The organism is Acetobacterium sp., assembly GCF_041752335.1.
Classification (GTDB): domain Bacteria; phylum Bacillota; class Clostridia; order Eubacteriales; family Eubacteriaceae; genus Acetobacterium.
This window is the reverse complement of the sequence record NZ_JBGSHG010000006.1, coordinates 43,258-57,582: the sequence shown is the minus strand read 5'-3', so window position 1 is coordinate 57,582 and position 14,325 is coordinate 43,258. Positions and strand designations below refer to the sequence as shown.

Annotated in this window: 11 protein-coding genes; 4 read left to right on the top strand and 7 right to left on the bottom strand. The window is 45.2% G+C overall.

Annotated features, from left to right (window positions below):
- Nucleotides 1-17 precede the first annotated feature (17 nt).
- Nucleotides 18-3,059 (top strand): methyl-accepting chemotaxis protein, encoded by a 3,042-nt coding sequence (locus tag ACEW8F_RS01380; protein WP_373481681.1) that lies wholly within the window; start codon nt 18-20, stop codon nt 3,057-3,059.
- Nucleotides 3,060-3,226: 167 nt separating this feature from the next.
- Here ACEW8F_RS01380 and ACEW8F_RS01375 read toward each other — a convergent pair whose 3' ends face one another.
- The 6 genes from ACEW8F_RS01375 to ACEW8F_RS01350 form a co-directional block, all read right to left on the bottom strand.
- The gene (locus tag ACEW8F_RS01375; RefSeq protein WP_373481680.1) at nt 3,227-4,447 is read right to left on the bottom strand and encodes an SHOCT domain-containing protein; all 1,221 of its coding nucleotides are present in this window, start codon (nt 4,445-4,447) and stop codon (nt 3,227-3,229) included.
- Nucleotides 4,448-4,598: 151 nt separating this feature from the next.
- A complete protein-coding gene (locus ACEW8F_RS01370) occupies nt 4,599-6,191 on the bottom strand; it encodes an FMN-binding glutamate synthase family protein (RefSeq protein WP_373481679.1) in 1,593 nt (530 codons plus the stop codon).
- Between the two features lie 320 nt (nt 6,192-6,511).
- Nucleotides 6,512-7,201, bottom strand: coding sequence for a DUF4956 domain-containing protein (locus ACEW8F_RS01365; protein WP_373481678.1), 690 nt, complete (start codon nt 7,199-7,201; stop codon nt 6,512-6,514).
- A gap of 11 nt (nt 7,202-7,212) precedes the next feature.
- Complete coding sequence (locus tag ACEW8F_RS01360) at nt 7,213-8,004, bottom strand: polyphosphate polymerase domain-containing protein (protein ID WP_373481677.1); 792 nt, start codon at nt 8,002-8,004, stop codon at nt 7,213-7,215.
- Nucleotides 8,005-8,166: 162 nt separating this feature from the next.
- On the bottom strand, nt 8,167-9,711 hold the full coding sequence (locus ACEW8F_RS01355; protein ID WP_373481676.1) for a sensor histidine kinase: 1,545 nt from the start codon (nt 9,709-9,711) through the stop codon (nt 8,167-8,169).
- Nucleotides 9,712-9,715: 4 nt separating this feature from the next.
- Complete coding sequence (locus ACEW8F_RS01350; RefSeq protein ID WP_373481675.1) at nt 9,716-10,387, bottom strand: response regulator transcription factor; 672 nt, start codon at nt 10,385-10,387, stop codon at nt 9,716-9,718.
- Between the two features lie 216 nt (nt 10,388-10,603).
- Between ACEW8F_RS01350 and ACEW8F_RS01345 the strand changes: the two genes are divergently transcribed.
- The 3 genes from ACEW8F_RS01345 to ACEW8F_RS01335 are packed head-to-tail and all read left to right on the top strand — an operon-like array spanning nt 10,604 to nt 12,542.
- Nucleotides 10,604-10,957, top strand: coding sequence for a rhodanese-like domain-containing protein (locus ACEW8F_RS01345; protein WP_373481674.1), 354 nt, complete (start codon nt 10,604-10,606; stop codon nt 10,955-10,957).
- A gap of 25 nt (nt 10,958-10,982) precedes the next feature.
- Nucleotides 10,983-11,207, top strand: coding sequence for a hypothetical protein (locus tag ACEW8F_RS01340; RefSeq protein WP_373481673.1), 225 nt, complete (start codon nt 10,983-10,985; stop codon nt 11,205-11,207).
- A 6-nt stretch (nt 11,208-11,213) separates the two neighbouring features.
- Nucleotides 11,214-12,542, top strand: coding sequence for an ASKHA domain-containing protein (locus ACEW8F_RS01335; RefSeq protein WP_373481672.1), 1,329 nt, complete (start codon nt 11,214-11,216; stop codon nt 12,540-12,542).
- An 83-nt stretch (nt 12,543-12,625) separates the two neighbouring features.
- On the opposite strand, the gene ACEW8F_RS01330 is transcribed toward ACEW8F_RS01335, so the two are convergent.
- Nucleotides 12,626-13,999 (bottom strand): TrpB-like pyridoxal phosphate-dependent enzyme, encoded by a 1,374-nt coding sequence (locus ACEW8F_RS01330; RefSeq protein WP_373481671.1) that lies wholly within the window; start codon nt 13,997-13,999, stop codon nt 12,626-12,628.
- Nucleotides 14,000-14,325 lie beyond the last annotated feature (326 nt).

The window sequence follows — 14,325 nt, the reverse complement described above, 5'->3', positions numbered from 1 at the left end:
ACGAAAGGAACCTTGGTATGGACCAAAACAAGCAAATCCCGAAATCCAAGTCGATTCAGGTAAAACTATTGATTGTCCCACTCATCTGTGTATTAGCTGGGGTAGTAATGATTGGTGTCATTTCTTCGTATTTAACCCGAAACAGTTTACTGGCAGAAATGAAAGAAAACGGGTTTTCATCTTCACAACGTTTTGTCGATCGGATTGAAGATAATACGGAAGCGGTAAAAACTATGAATGAAATGCTGGAATCCCAGATTCGTAGTATTGGGAACATCGTCATCGACAATCGGGCCAGCATCAACGATGGGTATTTAACCCAGCTGGCCGCGCAAACAGGGATCGATCATATCTATTGGTACAATCCATCAGGGGAGATCATCAATGCCGCCAATGGCGAATACCTGGGATGGAAGGCCGAGCCGGGGGATCCCATTCATAATTTTATGATCGGTGGCGCCCCGGAGTTGATGGAAGAAATCAGAAAAAGCACCGAAACAGATGAAAATTTCAAATACGGTTATATCAGAAGCAACACCGGCGAATTTGTTCAGGCCGGGGTTTCGGCCGATCGGGTGCTGGAACTAACTGAAAAATTCGGTTATCAGGCTTTGATTGATGAACTGGTATCCGATGAAAGCATTGTTTATGCCAGCTTTATTGATAAAAATTTAATTGCGGTAGCTGATAGTGATATCGATGACGTTGGCAAAAGCTATCAGGATGATGAAGCGATAAAAAAGGTGGCCCTTGAGGGAGAAATGAGTGCAGAAGAATATTTTTATGAGGCTGAAAATGTAAAGGTCTATGATGTATTGTATCCGGTGGTGGTCAATGGCGAACTCCAGGGAGCCTTAAATATTGGGTATTCCATGAGCACGGTACAGTCGGCGATCACAAAAAATATCCTGCTGATTGCCCTTGCCGGTCTGATTATTTTTCTGTTGCTGGGTATCATCCTTTTCAAGATTTCCACCTCCATCATTAAACCCATTGCCAGCATCAACCATATGATTAAAGAAATGGGAAAAGGGCATTTAGGCATTCGAGTAAAGCTCGATTCACAGGATGAAATTGGAGAGATGGCATTGGCCATGGATCAGTTTGCGGATGATCTTCAGAATAAGGTGATCGGCACCATGAATCAGATTTCGGCCGGGGATGTATCGGCAAATATTGATACAGCGGATGAATTAGATGAGATCAGCCCGGCGCTTAAACGGACGATTCAGACCATTCGTGATTTAATTTTGGAAGCCACTCAATTGTCGCAGGCAGCCGTTTCAGGACGGTTGGAAATAAGAGGAAATGCCCGGGCTTTTGAGGGCGGATTCAAAGAAATTGTTGAAGGGGTTAATGCCACTTTAGACGCAGTCGTGGGTCCGCTTCATATCGCCGCCGAATACGTAGACAAGATTGGCCAGGGTGAGATACCACCGAAAATCACCAGGAGCTATGAGGGTGATTTCGATAAATTAAAACAAAGTATCAATGCCTGTATTGATGGTTTGGGGGCTTTGAAAGAAGGAAATCGAATTCTTGCTTTGATGAGTAAGAATGATTTCAGTCAGAGTATTGAGAAACAATATCTGGGTATCTATGGCGAAATAGGCGAGGCGATTAATTCCGTTCACAACCAGCTTGTCCGAATTGTCAATATCGCCAATCATATTGAAGCGGGGGAACTCAGTGATTTAAACGATTTGAAAGCCATTGGCAAACGAAGTGAAAATGACACCTTGGTACCCAGTCTGATTGGGATGATGGAAAATATCATGATACTGGTCGAAGAGACTCAGATTATGGCTCGAACAGCAGTGGCAGGGGATCTGAGTTTCAGAGGCGATCACGATAAGTTTTCTGGTGAGTACGCCAAGGTCATTGAAGGTTTTAACCAGACTTTGGACGCAGTGATTCGTCCGATTAACGAAGCTTCAGAAACCCTCAAAGAGTTGGCTGAGGGTAATCTCAATACCGCCATGAGCGGTGATTATCAGGGCGATCATGCCATCATCAAAGAAGCTATGAACCAGACCATTGCCAATTTGAAGCGATATGTCAATGAAATTACCAGTACCCTGGAAGAAATGAGCGGGGGAAATCTGAATCAGGAAATTACTTCCGCTTACACTGGAGACTTTCTGGCTATCAAAAATGCCCTCAATGGCATCAGTTCCAGCTTGAGTACAACCATGTCGGAGATTGATGTGGCGGCTGCTCATGTGGAAATCGGGGCCCGACAGATTTCTGATGGTGGTCAGGCACTGGCCCAGGGAACCACCGAGCAGGCCAGTTCCATTGAGGAATTAACCGCCTCCATTGAAGAAGTGGCTGGTGAAACCAAACAGAATGCCCTCCGGGCCAATGACGCCAATGAACTGGCCGTGCGCGTCCGGAAGAATGCTGAAGTTGGCAATGGGCAAATGGCAAAAATGATTTCCGCCATGGGGGATATTGACGAATCATCCCAAAATATTTCCAAAATTATTAAGGTGATCGATGATATTGCCTTCCAGACCAATATTCTGGCACTGAATGCGGCCGTTGAAGCAGCCCGGGCAGGGCAACATGGCAAAGGTTTTGCAGTAGTGGCCGAAGAAGTCCGGACGCTGGCAGCCCGAAGCGCCGAAGCCGCCAAAGAAACCACGGGTCTTATTGAAGGCTCCATTGAAAAGGTTGGCGTCGGAATAAAAATTGCCGATGAAACAGCCGAAAGCCTCAAAGAGATCTTAAATGAAATTGAAAAGGTCACCAGCTTAGTGGGAAACATTGCTCGGGCTTCTACCGATCAGGCCTCCGAAATTGCCCAGATCACCCAGGGGATCGAACAGGTTTCGCAGGTGGTTCAGACCAATTCAGCCACGGCTGAAGAGAGTGCGGCATCTAGTGAAGAATTATCCGGTCAGGCCGAAATGCTTAAACAGATGGTGGGAGCATTTAAGCTGAAGGGAAAAGCCAATCGCAATACAGAAGCCACTGCAGATAAGTATGCACAGAAAAAAAAGCATCGATCACAGCCACAGATTGTCCTGGACGATGAAGACCTTGATAAATACTAGCGCATTGAAGCGATTGTATGGAGAAGCGGATTGCCAGGCTGGTCTGCGATAAACTTGAGCACTGATTTAAGCGATTTGCAGTCTTGCGTGAATAAAAAAACAGAGGCCATCCCATCAGGGGAAGGTCTCTGTTTTAATTTTTGACAAAAATCGGATTGGTGAGATTTCTATAATTTAGCCAGCAATTCCTGTTTCTTCTGATTGAATTCTTCCTCGCTGATGATGCCCTTTTCTTTTAAACCAGCCAATTTTTCGATCATGGCGATGGGGTCTTCTGGGGGCGGATCGGTGGTCGAGGTGACTGTTTGAGGCGACTCAGAGGCCGATTGTTCAGGGGCTGTCGGGGCGGATCCGGCCGGTTTATGGGCGTTATAAATTGCGATAACCCGTTCGGCTTCCAGGGCATAGAGGATGCTGATGGTTTCGATGGCATCAGCCGTTTTTATCTCCATATCATTGGGATTCATCCCTAGGGTCAGGGATAAGTCAAGGAAAGATAAGGTACTGGGTTGGGTGGACATTGACACAATCTGGTCGTAGTGAAAACTTTTTTTTGTGCTCAAATTTCGGTCGTAGAGAACAATTTTACGGTTAGTACAGGTGATGAACTTTTTGGAAACCAGGCTGCCCAGTCCCCAGGCAAAATAGACCAGCATCTCGTCAGGCTCCAGAAAGCTTTTGACAATTTCCAACGTGGTGGGATCCAGTTTGGAAGCAATGAAGGCATCAATCTGAGCATCATCAATTACAAAATCATTGTTAGTCAGGCGCCAGAGATATTCAGTTAAGGTAATGATGTCAATGGTTTTGACTTCTTCGGCCGGGGTGGTGATCAAGGTGATGGAATTTACAATGAGGGTACAGTGTTCCTCGCCCTTATTGATGGCGATGGAAAAGAGTTTTTCGCGGGGAATGGAGCCCGCCACAAAAAATGACTGGTTTTCAGGGAAGCGTATTTTAAAATAAAGGTTACTGGTAGTTAGCAGCAGGAGCTGACCTTTGGAATCTTTGAATTGAAACAAGAACTTTTCCAGGATATTATAGGTCGGAAAAGTTTTTAGAACATTTTTCAAAACTTTTTCTTCATCGGGATGCATGTCAATTTTGGTAGCCGCTGGGCTGTTGGCAGGAAACAAGAGTTTCTCACAGAAATTTCGGGTGAACCCGACGACTTCATCATCCCCGGCATTGATCAGGGGGCTGTCTGGTGCTGCCACAGGGTTAAGAAGCTGTGTCACCAGGGTATCGGTATAGGTTTTGATCCGCTGATCCATTTCTGCTTTTAACCGTTCCTGTTCTTCTTTTTTAAGGGCTAAATCGGCTTGAATTGAATCAATACTTTCCTTGGCCAGATCGGTAACATCTTTAAATAGATCTTTTATTCCCATGATTGTTCTCCTTTTGATTGATGAATTACTTTTTGATTAATTACTTTCATTTTACCTAAGGATGAGGAAAATAGCAAATTAAAACAGCCGCCTGAATTGATCTTTAAGATAAATCCAGACGGCTGTTAAAAAAATATTTAGTTAAGGATGTTTAGCCTTTTAAAATAGAAAGGGCTTCTTCCCGGCCGCATTCCATCAGGTAAGGAATTCTGGTGACTTTGGCACATTCTTCAGTTAAAGACATCAGTTCGTTGCGGGTGATGCTTTCGGTATTGAAGCATCGGGCACCGGCCATTAACTGCTGTAAGCCAACCCGGATTTTGTCGGAGTAGCTGTAGATTCCAATGGCTCCCAAAGGAATATTTTTGATTTCCTTAGCGCCGACGATTTCTTTGACCGTTTCGTAGCAGACAAAAATTTCTTCTGGCGTGGAACCAAACTCGCTGACCGTTTTTGGCAGGTTGTTTTCTTTCATCCATTGATGGATGTTTTTACCAACCATCCCCGGAATCATCAGGGCCCGACCCATACAAACTGCTTTAACATAAGGTGCGCCAAGCGCTAAAGCTTTGAAGACACCGTCTTCGCTGCTGAATCCGCCGGCAAAAGCCAGGTCAGTAACGCGTTCGCCCTGAGCTTCCAGAATTTGAGCAAATTCAACGGCGGCTGAATGCAGATAAATTGAAGGCATACCCCATTCTTCCATCATTCGCCAGGGACTCATCCCCGTTCCGCCGGGTGCACCGTCAATGGTCAACAGGTCGATTTTTGCTTTTGAACACCATTTCATTGCCATCGCCAGTTCTCTTAAACCATAAGCACCGGTTTTTAAGGTGATTCGTTTGTAACCTAAGGCTCTTAATCGTTCAACTTCGGCCATAAAGCTTTCTTCGCTGATAAAGCCAAGACGGCTATGTCGTTCAAATTCTTTGATGGCGCCGTCATTAAAGGCCGCCTGAATAACTGGATCCATCGGATCAGGGGTGACAATGTAACCACGTCGTTGCAGCTCCATAGCCCGTTCGATGGTGTTAACCTTGATTTCACCGCCGATACATTTAGCGCCCTGGCCCCATTTCAATTCAATGGTTTCAATATTGTGCTTGTTGATGATGTATTCGGCAACGCCCAGACGGGTATCTTCAACATTCATCTGAATCAGGATTTCACCTTTGCCAGTGTGATATTTTTTATAGGCTTCGATGCGGCGGTCCATATCAGGGGCTTCGATGACCATATTGTTTTTGTCTAAAACCAGACGGGGATCAATGCCACAGACATTTTCACCACAGACAATGGTAACACCGGAAATAGCCGCACCCACGGCGAAATGATCCCAGTTTTTACGGGCGATTTCAGTGGAGCCCAAAGCTCCGGTAAAAATCGGAACATCCATGGCTACTTTTGAATCCCAGCCATAGGCACATTCGGTGCTGACATTGGGAAAACGGGCATTGTCAGGCGTGCCCACTTCGCCATTTGGCAAGCCTTTTGCACCCAGGGCATAACCCTGGATATTTAAATGAGAGTAATCGACAGGATAGTCTTTGTCGCCGCCGGCAGTAACATCACCGAAGGGACCAGGATAGATCAGTTCCCGGCCTCTGAAAGTAGCCTTGAAAACTTCGCAATTTCCACGACATCCGTCCACACAGCGTGAACAGATACCGGAAGACGGGACAATACTTTTTGAACGGTTAAAGGTTCCTGTGGCATCGTTGCCATTAGGTCGTTGAAGATTCATTAATTTTCCCCCTTGAAAATTCTGTTTTGTAAACTGCAAATTTTTATGATGAATTTCTATGATAATTTGCATCTTTGGAAATTATCAATTTACCTTTATACTCAACTAAAAACTTACTTTATCATTATAAATCAAATACAAAGATTGTCAATAGAGTCTCAATATCAGCGAATGAAAACATATACAGTGACGCCAATGCGTTTTGTTTTTATTTTGACGACAGATATAAAAGAAATCAGCCGATCGGACACGATTGTACTATTTTGACGGACAGTTGTATTCTGATGGTGGGTGGAAATGCAATATTTTTACGAAAAAAATTAAATATAAACTTTTTCATCGATAATTTCAGTATTGAGGACAATGCTTAGGTTGCCGTTTCGACACCGTAATTTGTCGATAAATTCTTTTTGATCGGCATCATTTTTCAGGCAGATACAATAGATGATTTCAAAGAGGGCACCAAAGTCGCTGGTTTTAACCCGCTGAATCTTGTGGCTGACCGTATATTGTTTTAAAATATCATCGAAACTGTGTTGAAAGTCAATATCTTCAGGAATGGTGATTTTCAACTGCATGTTTTTGATCTTGGGTTGGCCGTATTTAGTGACGTTGATGATCACCATTACCGTACAGAGAATAACGGCAAAGATGGCGCCATATAAGATATAACCCATTCCACATGCAAGACCCACCGCCAGGGTAAAGAAAACGTAGGAGATATCAATGGGATCCCCAGGAGCACTTCGGAAACGGATCAGGCTGAAAGCGCCGGCTAGACTGAAGGCCCGGGCGACGTTGTTGCCAACTAATAGAATGATGATGGCAATAATCGCCGGCAGCATGATCAGGGTGACTACAAAGCCTGGGGAATAACCGTCTTTACCGCGGGTTCGGGTGTAGACAAAGCTGATAAATAAACCCATGATCAGGGCCGCGAAAATGACACTCAAGGTTGTCTTGATGGTGAGGGTTTCGGTGAGGGTGGTTGAAAAGAGTGATTCAATCATAATATGCTCCTTCAGTTATTAACACAGGGTGTCAATTTATTATTGGTATTGCCATTGGTGTAGATAGGCAGGTTGATCAGTTTGCCAATACTTTGCTGGCGGTAATCCTGATAGGCTTTTCCGTATTTTGAAAAACTGCTGCTGTATATTTCCAGTTCAGACAGGGCGTGGGTCAGCCATAGTGGAATCGCCCCCAGAATTTTAACCTCCATTAAATATTGATCCGCAGGGATCAGAAAATGTCCAAAATCACCTTTGTCCAGAGACAGACTATGCTGCCGGCTTTTCAGGTTGTAGTCAAAGGTAACCCGCAGTTCAGGGTCGTCTTTTCCGACAAAGGCAATCCGTTCATAGCCGATGTAGGTTTTAGGGGTCACGGGATGGTTTTTTAAGAAAACTTCGATTTCTTCCAGCACCAGCTGGTTCATTGTGTTGATTTCTTTGGGGTATTCCAGTTTTGAAATAAAGCGGGACGCTTCACCAAGACTGAGGGTAGCTCGACGCTTATTGACAACTCCGCCGATTTTCTTTTTCAGCTCCAGGAAAACCTGATCATCTGGGGAGGTGGGGATCGCATAGCTTCGTAAACGGAGCTTTTCTTTGTAATAGGGTTTGGCAAGGGAATGACGGATGATGTCGTAGTTATCGGTATCATAATAGATATTGTAAATCGAATAGCCGTTATTTTGGGATGTGTAGGCATCTGGTTTCATCTGAGTTAACAGCACGGGCATCAGCTGATTGAGTTGGCTTTCATTTAACTGATATTTATTTTCAAAGCGTTTAAAAGTTTTTGTGATCATTGTAGTACCTCCATAAAGTTTTGTGTGCTTGTTTTATATCGCTGCTTTTCTAAAGTATACGCGACCAGTTTGTTAAGAGCTTGTTAACTTTGTGTTTTTTTGGTGAACGTTCTGAAAATAAAAAAGACGCACCCAAGGTGCATCTTTTATTTGGAAGCGTATTTAAATTTTTAGCGTAAACCAGAAAACCGAACCTTTATTGAGTTTTGAGGTGACGCCGTAATCACCGTGGTGCATATCGAGGATGGATTTGACAATGGATAGACCCAGGCCGGTGCCGGTGACCGCCCGCTTGTGGGTTTTATCAACCTTGTAATAGCGATCCCAGATGTAGGGAAGGTCTTCTGCGGCGATCCCTTCGCCGGAATCTGTCACTTCGATCTTAATCCAGTCAGCCAGATCGTCCGCCGGGTTTGGGAAGATGGTTTGGGTGACGATGATTTTTTTATCCTCACCGGTATAGTTGATGGCATTAGTCAACAGGTTGTAAAAGGCCTGAGAAATCCGGGTTTCATCGGCTGCCAGGGTAACTTCCCGGTTGCTGACAAAATCAATCTGGTAGCCATCCATTTCCATCAGTTTATTCATCCGGTTAATCGAGTCGCTCAGGCTGGCGGTTAAGTTATAGGGTTGGCGATGGATGCTGATATTGCCGGTTTGCAGCTTCGAAATATCCATGACATCATTAACCAGGGTGGTTAATCGTTTGGTTTCATCGACGATAATCTGGGCATTTTCGGAATTGTTTTCATCCGGTAAATCCCGCATTGCTTCGGCATATCCGCTGATCAGGGTTAAGGGGGTGCGCAAATCGTGGGAGATATTGGCAATTAACTCCTGACGCAGCAGCTCAACCTTTGATAGCTCTTTGGCAGTATAGTTAAGCGTATCTGAGAGCTCGGCAATTTCTTTATAGCCAGTACCCTTAAACCGGGTGGAATAGTCGCCGGTGGCCAGCATTTTGGTGCTGTTGTTGATGGCTTCGATTGGTCGGGAGATCCATTTGGCAATGATCAGGGCCAGGATAACCGAAAACAGAATCATAAAAGCGGTAATATAATAAAGTTGTACCCGCAAGGTATTGACCGTGGCATTCACCGGGGAAATGATTGAGTTAAGCACCAGGGTTAGTTCCTCATCGTTTGCATCGATGATCGTTTTAGCGTAAATAAGGGTATCCTTTTCTTTCTCTTTTTCCTCTGACGGCGGTTTATCCTGAGTTTGCGTGTTATCAGTTTGAGTCGCATCAGAATCGGGTGCGGGCTCTGGTTCGGTTTCTCTGCTGTAACCATCATGATTGTAATATTGAAACAATTCGCCGTCATTATTGGTCACCTCTGAGGGCAGGGTTTTTTCATCAAAGTCGGGCTTGCTATGGATGATGCAGCCCTTGACAACATGGGAAGAATAGATGGTATCACCGGAACTTGATAAAACCTTGATGCAAATATCGTTATTTTCAGAAACGGTGGAAATGATGGTGGCAATATTCTCGTCATTAATGCTCTTTTCAATGGTGTTGGCAGTCGCTTTGATTTCATTGATTTTAATGCCCTTGTAAAAACTGTTTAAAAAAATCACCTGAAAAAACCACAGCAGTATCAGCAATACGCCGCAAAAGCCCAGCAGAAAAAGAAAAATCTTCCATTTGATGCTGATTTGGCGGGGCTTGTTTTTCTTCTGGAATGAGATTGTGTTTTTTTTCAATGGTCTAACCTTCAAACCGGTAGCCCACGCCCCGGAGGGTGGTGATCAGTGCGGCATATTCCCCGAGACTTTTGCGAAGTAATTTAATATGGGTATCGAGAGTCCGGTCATCCCCGTAGAAATCATAGCCCCAAACCTCAGTAATCAGTTTTTCCCGGGTCAGGGCGATATTTTTGTTCCGGATCATATAAAAAATCAGATCAAATTCTTTTGGTGACATATCAATGTTTTCGTTATCAATGAGGACTCTTCTGGCGGTAAAGTCGGCGGTCAGGCCGTCCTTCACAAAGATGTCGTGCTCCTGGGGTTGGTCCCGGGTGGCCCGTTTCATAATGGCATCAATGCGCATCATCAATTCTTTAGGCGAGAAGGGTTTCACCACGTAATCATCAATGCCCAGCTCAAAGCCATGAATTTTGTCATATTCTTCACCCCGGGCCGAAAGCATCAGCACCGGAATGTTCTGGGTTTTTCTAATTTCTTTAACAGCGGAAAAACCGTCCAGTTCCGGCATCATCACATCCATAATAATAATGTCAAAGGCTTCTTTGCGGCACAGCTCCACGGCTTCCATCCCGTTTGCAGCTTCAATAGCCGTATGTCCTTCGAAAATTGCATATTTTTTAATCAGTGCTCTGATTTTTTCTTCATCATCAGTTATTAATAGCTTATACATCCACTTCACCTCTTTTTCTCATTATATTATAAACAGGATAATATTACTAAGTGTTTATTGCGTGAAGAGGCTCTGATTAATAGCTGAAAAATTATTTAGAAATTTTAGAATCTATGTGACATCATCACAGAAATAAATCGGGAAAGGCGGTAAACTGGAAATATCAAAGAAGCATAAAAATTTACACCAATAAATTATATAAAGGAAGGTTTTATTATGTTAAACTTATTATCAAGAAAATCAGAATCAAAAAATTCAGTTAAGAGAATATCCCCGGATGAGGCCAAAAAACGATTGGATGCCAATGAAGCGATTGTGCTGCTCGACGTCAGAGAAACAACCGAGTATACCAATCAGCATATTCCGAACAGCATCAATCTCCCATTAAGCCAGATTCAGACGGTGGATAAAATCCTTCCGGATAAAAATGCCACCATCTTTGTTTACTGTTTGAGCGGTGGCAGATCGCAAAATGCGGCCAGCCAGATGGTCAAGATGGGATATCAGAACATTTACAATCTTGGCGGTATCAACGGTTGGAAATATGGAACCGTCAGGGGCAGTCATTAAATAAGACAAAAATAATGAGGTGGGTATGGGAGAACAAAAAATTAATGCATTAACCAGGAAGCTATTTCTAAAAATATCACCACCTGGAAACGGTGATATTATTGGTGATCAGGAACGCATTCTTAACGCATTGACCCGGGAATACGGGGCGGTGCGTTTTTCCCGTCGTCTACTGAAAAAAGTATACCCGCTGTGTCGGGAGGCTAATTGGGAGATTACTCTGACCCTGGTAAAAAATGGCGCTAACTAGGAGCTGGTGGAACTGGAATCCGGGGATCAGCGGCATCGTCATTTTGGCGTAGCGGTAGATTTAGGCAGTACCTCGGTGGCCATGAAGATGGTGGATTTAAGTACCGGCAGGGTATTGGGCGAAGAAAGTATCCTAAACCATCAGATTCAGTATGGCGATGATATTCTCAGCCGGATCTTTTATGCCAAAAATAAACCCGAGCATCTCATCGCGGTGCAGGAAGCAACCGTCAGCACCTTTAATGCGCTGCTACAGCAGCTGGCAGAAGCGTCCGGGATCAATGCTCAGGAATCCTCTATTATGGTAGTTTCGGGTAATACCACAATGATCCACTTTTTATTGGGCATTGATCCCTGGCCAATTTTTGAGTATCCCTTTGCGCCAGTGTTTAACCATACCGGGTATCTGGATGTCCAGGATCTCGGTCTCAATACCAGTGGCTATCTTTATTGCATGCCCTCGGTGGCCAACTATTTAGGTGGCGATACCGTTAGCGGATTGCTGGTGGCCGGCCTTCATGAAAAAGCTGAATTAGGCTTATTTATTGATATTGGCACCAACGGAGAAATGGTGTTAGGAAATAAGAGCTTTCTGGTGGCTGGAGCCGGCGCTGCCGGACCGGCACTGGAAGGCGGCATCAGTAAAAATGGGATGAAGGCCACTGCAGGTGCGGTAGACTCGGTCATCATTGCCAAAAATGAGCTCAAGCTGACAACCATCGGCGAACAGCGACCACTGGGTATTTGCGGATCCGGGATTGTCGATTTGATTGCTCAGATGCTGTTAAGCGGTTGGATTGATTTTTCCGGCCGCTTTAATCCCGAGAAATCCCCGCGGATTGTTAAACGTGATGGGGAGTTTGGCGTTTTATACGCCGGTCGGGATGAATCCGGCAATGGTGAAGAACTGCTTTTTACCCAAAGCGATATGAGCCAGTTCATTGACACCAAAGCCGCGGCCAGTACCATGGTTGCCTATCTGTTAGAACGGCTCGGGGTAGCGCCGATGGATGTCGAGCGGCTGTATGTTTCCGGGGCTTTTGGGACTTACATCAACCTGGAGTCGGCAATCACTATCGGTCTTTATCCCGATTTACCCCGAGAACGTTTTGTTTCCTTGGGAAACAGTTCATTGAATGGAGCCTATGCGCTGTTAACCAATGGCGAGAAAATGGAAGCAGTAGCGATGCTGCAGGAACGGATCGAATATCTGGAATTTGGAGCTGCTACGGATTTTATCTCGCGGATGTATGCCGCCCGGTTTCTGCCCCATACCGATTTTGATCTCTATCCCACCGTTAAGGCGGCGCTTAGAAAACAGGGACGATTGCGATAGTCGGTAAAAAAACATGCCGCCCGGTAATGGAAATCATCCATTGCCTGGCGGCCTTTGTTTTGCAAGTAATTAATTGTAAATAATTATTTTTGTTCGATCTGGGGCAGACTGTCAAAGCCGATTTGAAGATCTTCGTCAGTGGGAACATAGTCGGTCATGTTGCCAGCATTGTAATTCATGTAAGCGGTCATATCAAAGTAGCCGGTGCCGGTTAAACCAAAGACGATGACTTTCTTTTCCCCGGAGGCTTTGCAGGCCATGGCTTCGTCAATGGCGGCTTTAATTGCGTGAGCAGATTCGGGGGCAGGCAGAATCCCTTCAATTCGGGCAAACTGGGTGGCAGCCTCAAAGACTTCATTCTGGGTATAAGATTTAGCGCGGATATAGCCGTCGTGGTAAAGCTTGGAAATAATTGGGCTCATGCCATGGTAGCGTAATCCGCCGGCGTGGTTGGGCGAAGGCATAAAGCCGCTGCCCAGGGTGTACATCCGAATCAGTGGGGTAGTTTTGCCGGTGTCGCCAAAGTCCAGGGCATAGCGTCCCCGGGTTAAAGAGGGGCAGGAGGCGGGCTCGATGGCGACAAAGTCGATGTCATTCTTGCCTTCGATTTTGTCAGCCATAAACGGGGCAATCAGACCCAGTAAATTGGAGCCGCCGCCGGCACAGCCGATGATGATATCCGGTTTGATGTCATATTTGTCGCAGGCGATTTTGGTTTCCAGACCGATGATGGACTGGTGCAGACCGACATGGTTTAAGACGCTGCCCAGAACATATTTACAGCTGTCGGTGGTAACCGCCACTTCAATGGCTTCGCTGATGGCGCAGCCCAACGATCCGTTGGTGTCCGGGGTTTCAGCCAGAATTTTGCGTCCAGCGTTGGTGGTGTTGGATGGGGAGGCAATCACCTTGGCGCCATAGGTTTCCATTACCGCGCGGCGATGGGGTTTCTGTTCAGCAGAAATCTTAACCATATAAACGGATAAGTCCAGATTAAAGTAGGCACAGGCCATCGACAGGGCAGTCCCCCATTGTCCGGCACCAGTTTCGGTAGTTAATGAGGCTAACCCCTGTTTTTTGGCGTAATAGGCCTGGGCAGCGGCAGAGTTTAACTTATGGGAGCCAGAGGTGTTGGTTCCTTCGTATTTATAGTAGATTTCGGCCGGAGTATCCAGCTCTTTTTCCAGACAATAGGCTCGAACCAGGGGCGATGGTCGGTACATTTTGTAAAAATTACGGATTTCTTCAGGGATTTCAATGTATTCATCAGTGGTATTCAGTTCCTGATCGACCAGTTCCTCGCAGAATACTGGCAGCAGTTCTTCTTTGGTACAGTATTCGCCGGTGCCGGGATTTACAAAAGGCTCAGGCAGCTCCTTCATTTTGGCCCGAAGATTCATCCAGTATTTCGGCATCTCATCTTCATTTAAATAAATCTTGTAAGGTATTTTTTTCATGGCAATTTCCTTTCTTTCTGCTGTTGACTCATCACAGGTAGAATTTACCTGCAAATACAAAAAACTCGTCCTCAACTAAATGTAAAGGACGAGTATAACGACTCGTGGTGCCACCTTTTTTCACAGGATCAAACCTGCCTCTGCAGAATACTAACATATTCCTCAACACTTACGTAGTTGTCACGTCATGGAATACTCGGTTTAAGCCTTTGACCATGCCCTCAGCGGTCCATTTGATGGATTGCGTTCTGCAAGGCTCTCAGCCTACCTCGCTCTCTGTTAGTGCATCTTCCACCGTTATCTCCGCATCAACGGTTTATTTTATC

Bases quoted from the DNA above. Each gene is read 5' to 3' on its own strand.
- ACEW8F_RS01380 (WP_373481681.1), top strand. From the start codon at position 18: ATGGACCAAAACAAGCAAATCCCGAAATCCAAGTCGATTCAGGTAAAA.
- ACEW8F_RS01375 (WP_373481680.1), bottom strand. From the start codon at position 4,447: ATGGGAATAAAAGATCTATTTAAAGATGTTACCGATCTGGCCAAGGAA.
- ACEW8F_RS01370 (WP_373481679.1), bottom strand. From the start codon at position 6,191: ATGAATCTTCAACGACCTAATGGCAACGATGCCACAGGAACCTTTAAC.
- ACEW8F_RS01365 (WP_373481678.1), bottom strand. From the start codon at position 7,201: ATGATTGAATCACTCTTTTCAACCACCCTCACCGAAACCCTCACCATC.
- ACEW8F_RS01360 (WP_373481677.1), bottom strand. From the start codon at position 8,004: ATGATCACAAAAACTTTTAAACGCTTTGAAAATAAATATCAGTTAAAT.
- ACEW8F_RS01350 (WP_373481675.1), bottom strand. From the start codon at position 10,387: ATGTATAAGCTATTAATAACTGATGATGAAGAAAAAATCAGAGCACTG.
- ACEW8F_RS01345 (WP_373481674.1), top strand. From the start codon at position 10,604: ATGTTAAACTTATTATCAAGAAAATCAGAATCAAAAAATTCAGTTAAG.
- ACEW8F_RS01340 (WP_373481673.1), top strand. From the start codon at position 10,983: ATGGGAGAACAAAAAATTAATGCATTAACCAGGAAGCTATTTCTAAAA.
- ACEW8F_RS01330 (WP_373481671.1), bottom strand. From the start codon at position 13,999: ATGAAAAAAATACCTTACAAGATTTATTTAAATGAAGATGAGATGCCG.